Source organism: Ktedonobacter sp. SOSP1-85, from assembly GCF_016587415.1.
Classification (GTDB): domain Bacteria; phylum Chloroflexota; class Ktedonobacteria; order Ktedonobacterales; family Ktedonobacteraceae; genus Ktedonobacter.
The window spans coordinates 1,692,727-1,705,240 of record NZ_BNJI01000002.1; the positions used below are offsets into that span (position 1 = coordinate 1,692,727).

A 12,514-nucleotide genomic window follows, 5' to 3' on the forward strand; every position below is an offset into this window, starting at 1 on the left:
TACACGAGACGAGGGAAAAGCGATGATGCTCAAGAGCACCACGCTTTTCCCTCATCTCGTCACGTGATTTCATTGACTTGATATGAAACATGCGCTGTTTGATAAATGAGATGCCTTACAGATAGTTCATGTCCAGTGCAGACGAGAGTGCTCGTTGCAAGTATGCAGCAACAGCGGTTTGTTGTTTCTTATCTCGGAGCTGTATGACCTCCTCAAGTAGTACTGAGAGCGCATCCGGAAGCCGTTGCTGGGTAGGTGCAAGAAGCGCCTGCGCGAGGCCAATAGCCTCCTCAAGCTGCTGTTGTTTGAACACGATAGCCATGAGGGGCCATAAACCTGTCCACTGAAAGGCATATGCCTGGGGTTGGCGTTGCCAGGCCTCTCGGGCTGTCTGCCCATGGCGTTTGGCCTCTTGAAATTCACCATCATGCCATGCGATCCATGCACGATGGGCAGCAAGCACGCCTGCAAACCGCCTTTCTCCTTGAAGCTGTGTCTGGTTCAGCAGTTCTCGTACAGACTCGATCTTTCCCTGCCTCCTCCACACCAGTGGCAGGAAGTGCAGATGGCATCGGGCAACCAATTCTCGCTCTCCTACCTGTTCGCCTAGAGTGCGTGCGCTGAGCAGATGCGTTTCTGCCTGAGCAAACTCACCACATAAGAACAGGCTATATCCCAGGTTAAAGTGGGCTGTGCCTATGAAACGAGGATTTTCTGTATCGAGACTCATCGTAAGAGCTTGCTGGCAGAGCGCGACTGTTTCGTTCGAGACCATATAGCGGTCGCGGATCGCATCGCGCATCGCGATGTAGCCAGAGAACTCGATGCGTTGCTCAACCTGTCCATCGGCTTGGAGAAGCGGCTGGACGCGTTCAATGGTGCGTGTCATATCCTGGACCCGGCTCTGCATGAAGAAAATGAAGAGCTGTCCAAGCTGCGTTTGCAGCCACTCCTGGTGCCAGGCTTCCCCCGATTGGTCTTCTTCCTGCTCCAGCAGACGCTCTGCGTGTTGATAGGCCTGTAGTGCCTCTGCGAGATGGGGTGGATAATCGCGTGTGGCCGCGATTTTGCGAGAAAGACGAGCGTGCCAGATGGTCTCCTGTTCAGAGACGAAATGCAAGGACTGGTGATAGGCCTCGGCAGCCTCCTGATGTTTCCCTGTTACTTCCAGGGCATCGCCCAACAGTTCGGAGAGAGAGGCGATGAGGTGTCCTGGAAGCGTGAGTTGCACCTGTTCTGATGAGGAGAAGAGGGCAAGCGCACGTTGGCAGCGCGCGACCGTTTCCTTGTGGTCGTAGATTCGATATGCGGCCTCTGCGGCTTGCTGGTAGAAGCGAATTGCCTGTTCCAACAGATTCGCCTGTTCATAATGAAACGCGAGTTGCGAACTCATCGCATCCAGATTTCCGGCGGCAAGATCGTTGAGCACGTCTGCAACACGGCGATGCAGAAAACGCCGACGTCGGGCGCTGAGTTCAGAGAGCGCTGCTTCACGGAGCTTTTCGTGGCTAAAATCATAGGTATCGTCTGTGTGTTCCTGGACAATGCGGCGTCGCCATAATTCATCTAATCCATGTATGAGTGTCTCCTCTGGCTCCCCACTCACTCCTGCCAACAGGGAAAATGAAAAGGTGCGACCAATGACTGCGGCCACATTGACCAGTTCGCGTGCGAGAGGCGTCAGTTGCCCAAGCCGCATGGCGAGAATGGTCCGCAGTGTCGGAGGGAGCGAGGAGGTGGGTCCTTTTTGCGCAGTTCCAGATAGGGATGCCTCTTGCTCGTGTTCCGGTTGTTGCGTTTCCAGTGTTCCCGTACGAACCATTTCGACAACAAACAGCGGATTGCCTTCGGATTCGCGATATAACTTGCTCGTCACCTCGGGGGTAAGATGATGACTCAGAAACTGCTCAGCCAGGGTCGTTGTCTCGGCAAGCCCCAAAGGAGCCAGTGATAGTTCTGTGACCTGGCCATCGCGCTGGAAAGGATGCAGCCATGTCATGAGCGGATGTCCAGGATGCATCTCCTCGGATCGAACCGTTGCGACAAGGAGCAGGCGCGCATGTTCCTGCGAGGCTATCCGCCAGAAATACTGCAGCCACTCGAAGGTCTCATGATCACACCAGTGCAGATCGTCAAGCTGCAGCAACACGGGTTGACGGGCAGAGAGAATGAAACGTGTGATTGCCTCAAAGAAGCGTTGGCGTTGCCACCCTTCCGTCAGCGCTGCCGGAGGAGGCACATCTGGTCGTGTGTCAAGGATCTCTGGGAGGAGCCGGGCAATTTCCGTGAGCCATACTGATCCAAAAGAGGCCAGATCTCGTTGGAAGGCGAGAGCGCGTAACCACGTCGTCACAGGCATATAGGCCAGGTGAGTAAGCGTCGCATAGCAGTGGGCGCTCGCAGTAAGAAGTCCCTGGCGACTCACCCACGTTTCCATTTCCTCCGCCAACCGTGTTTTGCCCATCCCTGCATCACCAGAAAGCATGAGCAGGTGCGGATGTTCCTCTATGGCAGTACGCCAGGCGGCCTGAAAGGTCTTCCACTCTGCTTGCCGACCAATGAGCCGGGTCGTCGTCCTGCCTGCTGAATGAACGCTCGTGCTCGTCTGTGAAAGCGATTCTGTATGCATGAGTGACTCGTAAAGGGTTCGTGTCGCCTCACCTGGCTCGGTGCCTAACTCACGATCGAGAAGTTTAGCGCAGGCATGGTAGGCACGTAACGCCGCTGACCGGTCTCCGCGCAACGCGTGTAAGCGCATGCTTTGACGATAGGTCCCCTCATGCAGTGGTTCGTGACGAAGCAACTGATGGGCTACCTGAAGCGCGGCATCATACTCGCGGGCCTGCTCAAGCAAGACGATGAGACGCTCTGCCGCCTGGAGAAACCCCTGATGCAAGCGATCACGCTCGGGGAAGATCCACTCTTCATAGCAGCCAGGGAAAAGATCACCACGATAGAGTAGAACGGCGCGTTCCAGGGCCTGGCGGGCGTCAGCCATCGTGTGTGTCTGTTCGGCTTGCTCTGCCGAAGCAAGCGCCTGCTCAAACTCCAAGATATCAAGCGTCCAGGAAATAGAAGGCATGGGTTTCCATGACAGCGTCTGCCGATCAATAGCAAGTACCTGATCGGCATGGGGAAGAGCTTGCCGCAGTTGATGCAAGACCTTGCGCAGATTGGAATGTGCCTGTGCCTCAGTTGAGTCGGGCCAGAACACATAGGCCAGATGCGTCCGAACCTGCGGGATACCGCGATGGAGGAGTAAATAGACAAGCAACGCTTGTGCTCGGGGGACGTGGCTCATGGAGAGAGAGGACGTCTCACCTGAAACAAGGTGAAAATCACCCAGGAGATGGATATGCAGGGTTGGCGAGGCTAGCACGGCCTACCTCCTCGCCGAAAGGGTGTCGTTCGCTTGACAAGGTGGGAGCGGGTCTCGTCTTGGACGCACTCGGCCTTCCTTCTTCCTGAGCCAGTCCCATTGAATGGTAGGTGCATGGTGATTCCTTTCGCAAAACAAGAAGATCCTTCTTTCGTATCTTCACAAAAGTGAAATGTGAGCCTTCGAGATCGGCCACGGCCTTAGCACTAGACTCGTAGAACCGCAATGAGAGAGTTGGCTAGCTATTCAGGTCCATCTCTACTCAAGGGCCTGTACGAGCCACAATGGGGAGATTGAAGAAGTCGGCACTCGCCTGGGCGCACTCACTCGAGTCGAAAAGAGTAAGCCCAGATATACGGCCTTCGGCGATGACAAAGTCAGTCACCACTTGAAAGCCCGCTTTGCGGATACCGCTCGCTGACGCTTCATTACCAGGCTCATACCCGATCCAGAAGCGATCGACCAGAGGTTCCTGGCGGATGATCGTTTGGAGCAAATGAGGATAGATGCCACGACCACGCCATTCAGGAAGGGTCAGAAAATCCCACAGATAGCAATTTCTCGAAGGAATCGTAAAAGAAAACTGAAAATGAGGGAAGTTGACTTCTCGTGTCGCCACCCATCCATAGGCAACCGGCACCTCACTTATGAATGCAATATAGAGATGCTTCCCAGTCTGAAAGCGATCGTCGATTTCAGGCTTCGAGAGATTCGCAAGACGTGTGATCAATTGAGTATCCGTCGAGATGCGGGCAGAGAATGTTCGCAGAGGCGAAAGGTCGGGTAAGGGAGTTCCTCGCCACCAAGTTCCAAAAGGCATAGTAAAAGAGTGCCTCCGATTCATGAAGATGCTAAGGGAGTTCCTCGCCACCAAGTTCCAAAAGGCATAGTAAAAGAGTGCCTCCGATTCATGAAGATGCTAAGAGCATACTTGATTCCCCTCACAAAAACAATCCATTGACAAAATCATGGCTACAAGTGGCTGTGTCAGCGCCGGTGTAATTACGGATCTTCCTGGTTTTTCCCACGGGATGCGCAACGAGCTGCGAGGTGAATGACCGAAGGGACAACAGGAGGGATCGGAGCAACCACCTTGCCCTGGCAGGGAAAAGAGGATAGAATACCTCAAAGAAAACCAGAGCAGGAATCTCCGGGAGAATGAGAATGAACAAGCGGGAGACAGACGAACAGGATTCGCGCAACGTCCCAGTTGAGCCTCTGAGCGAGCTGACATCCATTTGGTCCTGGGTGCAAACGGCGCGGCTCACCTTGCGCCGCCTCCAGCCAACCGATGGCCCGGCGATGTTTGCTGTGCATGGTGACCCGGCGACCTACCGCTACAGCCCTGCTGCCCCGCATCCCGACCTGGCGACCAGCGAAGAGATGTTGCGATCCTGCCTGCACGACTGGGAACTCCATGGCTTCGGGTACTGGGTCGTGATCCTTGCGCAGGAGAAGAAGATCATCGGCTTTGGCGGTGTAGAACATCGGATCTGGCGCGAGCGAGAGGTGCTGAACTTGTACTACCGGTTCACCCCCAGTGCATGGGGGCAGGGGTACGCAACCGAACTTGCTCGAACAGCAGTGAGTCTGGCCCGAACCTATCTCCCCCAGTGGCCCGTCGTTGCTCGCACGAGAGCAGAGAATATCCCCTCTATCCGCACTGCGGAACGAGTTGGGTTGACCCGACACCCTGATCTGGATACGGAACACGTCGTCTTCGCTCTTGGCTGGTAGCTTTCAACCGCACGAGAGGGCAAGAGGCCTGCCCCCCCTTTGTGTGGAGCGCGCCAGGGACGAGGAGTGGGTAGTCAGAGACAGGGAAGGCCCAGGAAATCGGCAAAAGCCTGCGGAACCCCGAACAGTCTGATGGTGAGTTTCCCAGCCGCCGTGCTCCGCGTATTGCGAGCCAGGCGCGTCTCCCATGAGAGACGATAGTGGGCCCGTTGTGCGCGAGAGAGGACCACGTCTGTGGGAGGTGGTGAAGTGGCAGTAGGAGGTGGCAGACTCATCTCAATGCGCTGGTGTCGCACGAGATGGATGCAAGCCCGCCGATGTTCTCTTCGGCTCTAATCTCGCCAGAGGAGCGGGGCAGAACTAACCTGGAGCGGGTGCAGCAGCACACTCACTTGACGCGGCTTTGCCGTGGCACGGCCATTCCACTGGCATTGCTCACGCAAGGAACAGGGACGACAACTCCGAGTGCTCGCTCCATACACCACGCGCAGGCTCCCGTCGGCTTCTCGGCGTTGCTCATGCGAGAGCAACGTCTGCGAAGCCGGACACCGCAGCGTTCCATCGCGCTGGAGACGAAAGTCCGAGCCTGAGAAGCGGCCCGCTTTTCATGCAGAACCCACTTGCGGAGGAGCATAACTGGAGGAAGGAGCCGTGTATGGTGGTGGCGGCGAGAGAGCAGGTGCAAACTCCGTGATGCGGACTGGATCAGGATGAAGGTGATGACCCAGCTCCAGGCGAAGGTTCCAGACCCATTGAGCCACGCACTGCCAGGCTTCCTGCCCCCAGGCCGAGTGGCTGCACCACCGGTCGGGATCTTGCTCGATGTCTTCGTCTGCCAATATCGGCTCAAAGGCCCCACGATGCAGGTACAGCTCGACCACATTGCAGGCAGTGAAGGCGTGTTGCGGCAGGTTGGTGAAGAAGAGTTCGTAGACCACCCCTATGCGTGTGACCCCAACGGGGCTCTTCTTTTTCCCTGCTGGATGGGTGGCTACGACCACGCGGTAGGGCACGCCCTCGGGTCCTACAGAGATCTCGGGGCAATTGTAGAGGCTGCGCACGGTCTGGCTTTCGGGGCGCTGTTGCACCTGATCGGGTGGCAGGTGCAGACGCGCCTGGACCTGTAGGTGATCGAGCACGCTGTACTCTTTGCCACGAGTGACAAACGCGAAGCCTGTCACGTCCACCAGCACGGCTCCCGTCCCATATTGGCCATCGAGCCTGAGCAGCGTGCGCGCAGGGTCGAGCTGATGCGCGGTGAGGTAGCGACCAATGGCAGGCAATGAAACGTCCGATAGCCGAGCGTGGTCTTCTTGGCTCGTCTTTCGTGGTGGCTGAGGCACAGTGCGGACAGTTCATGAATCACTCCTCGTTAGATAATTGTTGTTCTTAGCATACCTCGCGAACGATTGCCAAGCCAAGCTCTTTTCTGAATTCTGACAGCCCCCCGCTCATCTGCAGAAGCGTTGGCGTGGAGTGGGGAACACCCCGCGCCCTGCAGGGAAGGACCCCTGCACCTCCTTTCACGAAGGGGTTTCGTCTTTCTGCATTAGTGAGACATTCTGCGTGTTTCCAAATCATGAATCACTTCGGCCCATCGTGCTTTGGCGTGTCCGAGCATAGGAAACAGGTGTCCTTTCCCACCTGGTGATTGCAACGCCTCAGCCTGATTGAGCACGTGCCAGAGCTCGGCTTCACGCTCCTCTTGAGAGGTAACGTGCTCCGGTTCACAGAGGAGGCTCGTTGCTAAGCGAAGATGGAGAGTGAGTGGCTCTTCATTGAAGGCTGAACCAGGGAGGGTAGCGATGTCCCACTCCTCCAGCAGATAGTGCGCAAGCTCCTGGCTGGTCTTGATTCCTCGTTGCAGAAGAGCGGTTTTCCATGGGGAGAAATCCGGATAGAGATAGAAGCCTCCTGCTGGACGTGGGCAAGGAATGCCAAGTTGCGTGAGCGCGTCATAAAGCTGACGGGCGACATACCCGTGAACAAGTGCCGAGCATTGGACATAGTGCTCAACTGATGAATTGGGTAGGAAGGCGGCAAGAGCCGCTTCTTGGATTGGTGTAGCGGCCGCAGACCAGATTTCACTCGCCAGGGAGCGTAGAGCTGACATAGCTTTGTTGCCCGCGGTCGTCGAAGGCAGTGCTGCATATCCAAGCCGCCATCCTCCAGCCGAAAAGGCTTTAGAGAGTCCTCCGGTCACAATACAGCCTTCAGGGTAGAAACGAGCAGGTGAGATATGTTCGCGCCATCCGTGAGCCAACTCGGCATAAATCTCGTCACTAATAAGAGTAACCCCTGCTTCGCGTGCCCAGCGTGCTAGGGCTTCCACGTCAGGAAGGTCAAACATGCTTCCGGTTGGATTACTTGGCGTGTTCACAAGCAAAATGCGTGGGTCGGCTCCGTCCTGTCGCGCCTGGGTCATCGCCTGCGAAAGGACTTGTGGCGTCAGACGATGATGATCATCTGGCTCGGTCTGTACTCCGATCACGCGCCGATTCCCGAGATGGGCTATTGGAGCATAGCTGACCCATGAAGGAATCGGCAACAGAATGTCGCCTTCGAGGATCTGCACAAGTGCAAAGAGCAATGCTTTGCTTCCTGGACCGACCACGATCTGATCAGCACAATATGACACCTCACGTGTGCGTGTGAGGTACGCAGCGATGGCCTGACGCAGTGCAGGTATCCCAAAAACAGGGGCATAGCTTGTGCTCGTTGCAGCTTCAGCCAGGGCCGCTTTCAGTAGGGGATGCAGCGGGAATGCGGCTTCGCCAAAGCCGAGATGGATCGTCTCACGGCCCGCCGCACGCCGTTTCGCCACCTCCTCGTTCATAGCAAGGGTGGCGGAGGTGGAAAGGGTTTGCGCTGGAGAGGTGAGGCTGAGCAGCGTATGTACTGAATTTCCATCTGCATGTGCCTCTCTTTCGTGGGTGGTACTCATTATCGTCTCCTTTGTTTGCTCTCATTGTTCTCAAAAATGGGAGAAACTTCTCTCTGCTTGACAAAAGAGTCATTTCCTCGGTGATTTACTTGTCTATACTCAGTATAGAAGGAAAATATGCAATAATACAGGAGAAATGACAAATATTTCTTCGTGATAAGCAAGAAATGTAAAGGAAAAGAGTTTTATGACCTTACAACATGACGATTCCCTCCTCGATGACATTGGATGGAAGCTCCTCCAAGCGTTGCAAGAAAACGCCCGACAATCCTTCAGAGAACTAGGACAGCGCGTTGGACTCTCCGCACCAGCCGTGATTGAGCGCGTCCGCAAAATGGAGGGAGCGGGAATTCTTGTTGGTTACAGGGCTGAGATTGACCTGGCAAGGGTCGGTCTGTCAATCATAGCTTTCATACGAATGAGCACCCCAAGAGAGCGAAGCGGGCATGTTGGGAGACAATTACAGGACATTCCCGAAGTCCTCGAATGCCATCGTGTAGCAGGTGAAGATTCCTTCCTGATGAAAGTGGCTGTTTCCTCAATGAACCATCTGGAGAGGCTCATCGACCATCTCGCCCAGTATGGTCAGTCTACGACTTCTATTGTCCTATCTTCCCCGGTAACCAGCCGCATCGTGGAAGCAGAGAAAGACTGAATATGCCTTTGTGAGGTTTCATCATATTGATGGGAGATGTGTTCTGCTCTCGGTACATGCCTAAAGGGCCTAAGGGGTCCAGTCAACAGCGTCATCAGTTTTCGCCAGGTGAGAGTTGTGAACAGTGGTCGCGCACGGAGCCACAACGGCTATCATGGCTTCGGGTAGGGGCATGAGTCACCTCCTCGCAACGATAGGCTTTGATCAGTTTCTCTCAAAAAAAGAAAACATGGAACCAAACAAAGAACTCGTGAAAACTGGGGCAGGGGTCTCTTCAAACAGAAGCGAGAGTGCAGTGCATTCAGCAAGGTGGTAGCAATTGGAGATTTTTACTGAAGAGTACCAGGGATTTTCATCACAGCTCCACAGGCCTGGGAAGCCTGTTCGCAACATGTAGCCGTCACGATTTCAGACACCCTGATTCCAGACATCCTGGTACTGAAAAATTGGCTGAAATGTACTGCCAGGTCTCCCTCTCACCTGGCGCCAGCGAGCAAGGCCTCAACCATACTCTTTCTTACACGACCAATACATCGCGGCCCATCGAGCATCCAACGATGAACTCGACCATGCATTCATCGTCATCGATGCCAAACACGAGACACGCACGAGACGCACACGGCGAGAGACACTCTTCCAGATGGCAGCCCTCCTGGCCAGCATCCGTGCCCTTCCTCACACGCCCGTACGACACCGCAGCACACAGCACCAATGCATTTCATCGGTCCCCGTCGCGGTTCGCATCGTGGTCAACGATCAACCTCTTCCCCGCCTTCCGTCGCCGGTCGTTCATCAATGGGCCGGTTCTCATGCAGACCGTCTCCACCTTTCTTCATGAAAAGCGTGTTCCACAATCCCTGGCAGATCCCTGGTCAGCGCCCCTGCCTCAAACACATCAACAGGCCCAGGGGTCCGGAAATACTGAATCATCAGCTGTCGCGTCGGATCACCCTGGAATAATTCATACATATCCGCCTGCCACACGGCAGGTACACGCGCAAGAAAAATCGCTAGCGTCCGGCGCCCCTCCTCCGTCATGGCAACCGTCACATGATGCTCAAACATCCAGCTCCCTCCTGTCTGCAATACCACATCACGAAAAAAAGTTCATCGCCGTCGGGACCTCGTGTGGTTCCACCCAAGGACAGTTCACTCCCCTCTCTCTCAGCGATCCCCTCAACCCCAGACGCAGGAAAAGAGTTCACCACAAGCGCAAGCGCTCTCTTCAACACCTTCATTCTCTCAGGAGGAGAACCATGTCCCATACAGAGACCATAGCATATTGGCAAAGAGAAATCAGCATGCATTTGCCCCATCTGAGTCGTCCACAGGCAGCCGTCTTGGCCTTATGGAGTTATGGCATGGTCTTGAGCAAATCCAGTGGGATCACCACCATTGTGAGCTTCCTCGCCAAAGTGCTTGCCTGTCCCAAAAACAACCTGCGGCAACGGCTGCGAGAATGGTGTTATGACGCCAAGGATAAAGCGGGCAGGAAGCGAGCGGAACTGGATCTGGAAGCCTGTTTTGCGCCATTACTGGGCTGGATTCTGAGTTGCTGGGCCTCCCAAGAGCATCAGCTCGCCCTGGCACTGGATGCGACCACGTTATCAAGTCGCTTCACGGTCCTGGCAATCAGCGTGCAATATGGTATTGTCAACTTGGTAACGTAGCTGAGCAATATGCTAAAATAGCTTCATGCCAACAAACACTCCAACGCCCAATTATAAAGGGTTTCGTTTCCCTTCTGAGATTATCAGTCACGCTGTGTGGCTGTATTTCCGCTTCTCGCTCAGTTTTCGCGATGTCGAAGAGCTTCTGGCCCAGCGGGGGATTGTCGTGACCTATGAAACGGTTCGGCAGTGGTGCCTGAAGTTTGGGCAGACCTACGCCAATGAATTGCGGCGGCGGCATCCGCGTTGTGGTGACAAGTGGCACTTGGATGAAGTCTTCCTCACGATCCGTAGCGAGAGATACTATCTGTGGCGAGCGGTCGATCAGGACGGCAACGTGCTTGATATCCTGGTCCAGAGCCGGCGCAACAAGCATGCTGCCAAGCGATTTTTCCGCAAGCTCCTCAAGGGATTGCAATATGTGCCACGAGTGATCATCACGGATAAACTGAAGAGCTATGCTGCGGCCAAACGCGAGATCCTGCCTGGTGTGGAGCATCGACAACACAAAGGCTTGAATAATCGGGCCGAAAATTCGCACCAACCCACACGTTTGCGTGAAAAGAAGATGCGACGGTTCAAATCAGCCAAACAGGCGCAACGCTTTCTCTCTGCTTTTGGCCTTATCTCTGGTCATTTCCAACCACGAAGACACCGCTTGCATGCTGGGGAATACCGTGCCATTTTACAGGATCGCTTTCTGGTATGGAACGAGGTAACCAGGGGAAAGCAAGCGGCATAATTCCTATTCGCCCCAGTCGCGTCTTGCTCTCCAGCTTTTTTTCCTCCTTCTAACTCAACAATTATACTTCGCTCCGACGAATAAGTTGACAATATCCTAGATACTGTAAAGAAGCCACATAGTAATGCCTTTCATACAAAAAAAGAGCCTTCAGCAGTAGCAGTCTACTACTTCTTTCTGACCCCGATAGCGTATTATGAGAGATTGCCAATGAACTATTGCATTTATGTACAAACAAGTAATCATATGGTAATAGTTTATCGATTATCTCTCACCATTATTTTCTAGGAAAGAAAGAAGAAGCAAATTCTGCCTACAAACTTCTCCCGTCAGTGTGAGGTTGGCATCGCCAACTTTCTGCCTTCGGGAAGTCTCACGCTCCTATCTCCCATGTTTGATTTGATTGCTTATCTTTCAGTTTCTCTCTGGAAACGATAGGAATCGAACATAAAATGATCCTGGAAGCCCATCTGACGATACATAGAGGCACCCAATTTTGATGCTTGTAATACCGCGACATGATAGCCCAGATCACGCGCTTCATGTAGAGCGGTAAGCGTCATGGCAGCACCAAAGCCTTGCCGCCGCATCTGAGGAATCGTTGCCACATTATAAATTCCTGCAATCCCTTCATGCAGCAATGATAATGAGATGGTAACAGGTTGCTCGTCGATGTATCCTACATAGTAGCGCACAACAGGATCGTTCAGAAATTGATTTCCATAAGTGATGTTTGACAGGTGATGCGCTATTGGCTCGGGAAATTCGAAACCAATAATCATTGTGTCAACATGTTGTTTGAAGGTTTTCTCATCGTCAACAGTTTTAATGGTCAATCCATCTGGACGTTCCATGTGCGCCTCTAAGGTCCGTAGGTCCAGCACCATTGAGCGTACTTCTCCAACCTTGGACCACCCATTTGTATGTAAGCATTCTTCTAACCTGGCGCTTCGTATGGATGGACCAACGTCCCAGCTCATACTTCCGTCAGAGGTCGCAGCAATCTGTGTGAGTGTGGCGTCGATTATATCCTTTGGGGTATCGGTCGTAAATGGAGTACGGACAACCTTATTGAATTTTATTAACGGATCAGTTACAAACCATGTTGCCTCTAATTCGTCATAAAACCTGGCCGCAAAGAAACGACCAAGATAGGCAGTGGCGATTTGATACATGTTCTCCGTTGCTTTTCCCAAAACGGGATGTGAAAGGCTCTCTAAGGTAACAGGCATTTTCTCTGCCTCCTTTTACCGACTATGACAACCAGACATTGGCCAAGCCTTCACATAGACCTATTCGGGCAAGGCTTTGACCGTTTAAACAATGGGCGGATTTTGGAATGCCCACAAGCATCCTTTTCAATGGGGCCAACGCAAACGCCATCAAG

Annotated in this window: 11 protein-coding genes; 5 read left to right on the plus strand and 6 right to left on the minus strand. The window is 53.9% G+C overall.

Annotation, left to right across the window (positions count from 1 at the left end; genetic code table 11):
- Nucleotides 1-115: 115 nt before the first annotated feature.
- Both KTE_RS35650 and KTE_RS35655 read right to left on the minus strand, forming a co-directional pair.
- The gene (locus KTE_RS35650; RefSeq protein WP_201390203.1) at nt 116-3,379 is read right to left on the minus strand and encodes a BTAD domain-containing putative transcriptional regulator; all 3,264 of its coding nucleotides are present in this window, start codon (nt 3,377-3,379) and stop codon (nt 116-118) included.
- A 262-nt stretch (nt 3,380-3,641) separates the two neighbouring features.
- Entirely contained in the window at nt 3,642-4,199 is a 558-nt protein-coding gene (locus KTE_RS35655; protein ID WP_201390205.1) for a GNAT family N-acetyltransferase, read from the minus strand.
- Between the two features lie 344 nt (nt 4,200-4,543).
- Here KTE_RS35655 and KTE_RS35660 point away from each other — a divergent pair, with 344 nt between their 5' ends.
- The gene (locus tag KTE_RS35660; protein WP_201390207.1) at nt 4,544-5,116 is read left to right on the plus strand and encodes a GNAT family N-acetyltransferase; all 573 of its coding nucleotides are present in this window, start codon (nt 4,544-4,546) and stop codon (nt 5,114-5,116) included.
- Between the two features lie 299 nt (nt 5,117-5,415).
- On the plus strand, nt 5,416-5,706 hold the full coding sequence (locus KTE_RS48180) for a hypothetical protein (protein WP_236600830.1): 291 nt from the start codon (nt 5,416-5,418) through the stop codon (nt 5,704-5,706).
- Nucleotides 5,707-5,721: 15 nt separating this feature from the next.
- Here KTE_RS48180 and KTE_RS48185 read toward each other — a convergent pair whose 3' ends face one another.
- Together KTE_RS48185 and KTE_RS35670 are read right to left on the minus strand one after the other, a co-directional pair.
- A complete protein-coding gene (locus KTE_RS48185) occupies nt 5,722-6,459 on the minus strand; it encodes a hypothetical protein (protein ID WP_236600831.1) in 738 nt (245 codons plus the stop codon).
- 206 nt (nt 6,460-6,665) lie between these two features.
- Entirely contained in the window at nt 6,666-8,060 is a 1,395-nt protein-coding gene (locus KTE_RS35670; RefSeq protein WP_201390209.1) for a pyridoxal phosphate-dependent aminotransferase, read from the minus strand.
- A gap of 187 nt (nt 8,061-8,247) precedes the next feature.
- Here KTE_RS35670 and KTE_RS35675 point away from each other — a divergent pair, with 187 nt between their 5' ends.
- Nucleotides 8,248-8,715: an Lrp/AsnC family transcriptional regulator gene (locus KTE_RS35675; RefSeq protein ID WP_201390211.1), complete on the plus strand. Its 468-nt coding sequence runs from the start codon at nt 8,248-8,250 to the stop codon at nt 8,713-8,715.
- A gap of 807 nt (nt 8,716-9,522) precedes the next feature.
- On the opposite strand, the gene KTE_RS35680 is transcribed toward KTE_RS35675, so the two are convergent.
- Nucleotides 9,523-9,780, minus strand: a complete 258-nt coding sequence (locus tag KTE_RS35680; RefSeq protein WP_201390213.1) for a hypothetical protein — start codon at nt 9,778-9,780, stop codon at nt 9,523-9,525.
- Between the two features lie 236 nt (nt 9,781-10,016).
- Between KTE_RS35680 and KTE_RS35685 the strand changes: the two genes are divergently transcribed.
- Together KTE_RS35685 and KTE_RS35690 are read left to right on the plus strand one after the other, a co-directional pair.
- Entirely contained in the window at nt 10,017-10,385 is a 369-nt protein-coding gene (locus KTE_RS35685) for a hypothetical protein (RefSeq protein WP_201390215.1), read from the plus strand.
- 25 nt (nt 10,386-10,410) lie between these two features.
- Entirely contained in the window at nt 10,411-11,127 is a 717-nt protein-coding gene (locus KTE_RS35690) for an IS6 family transposase (protein WP_201390217.1), read from the plus strand.
- A gap of 407 nt (nt 11,128-11,534) precedes the next feature.
- On the opposite strand, the gene KTE_RS35695 is transcribed toward KTE_RS35690, so the two are convergent.
- Entirely contained in the window at nt 11,535-12,359 is an 825-nt protein-coding gene (locus KTE_RS35695; protein ID WP_201390219.1) for a GNAT family N-acetyltransferase, read from the minus strand.
- Nucleotides 12,360-12,514: the final 155 nt, after the last annotated feature.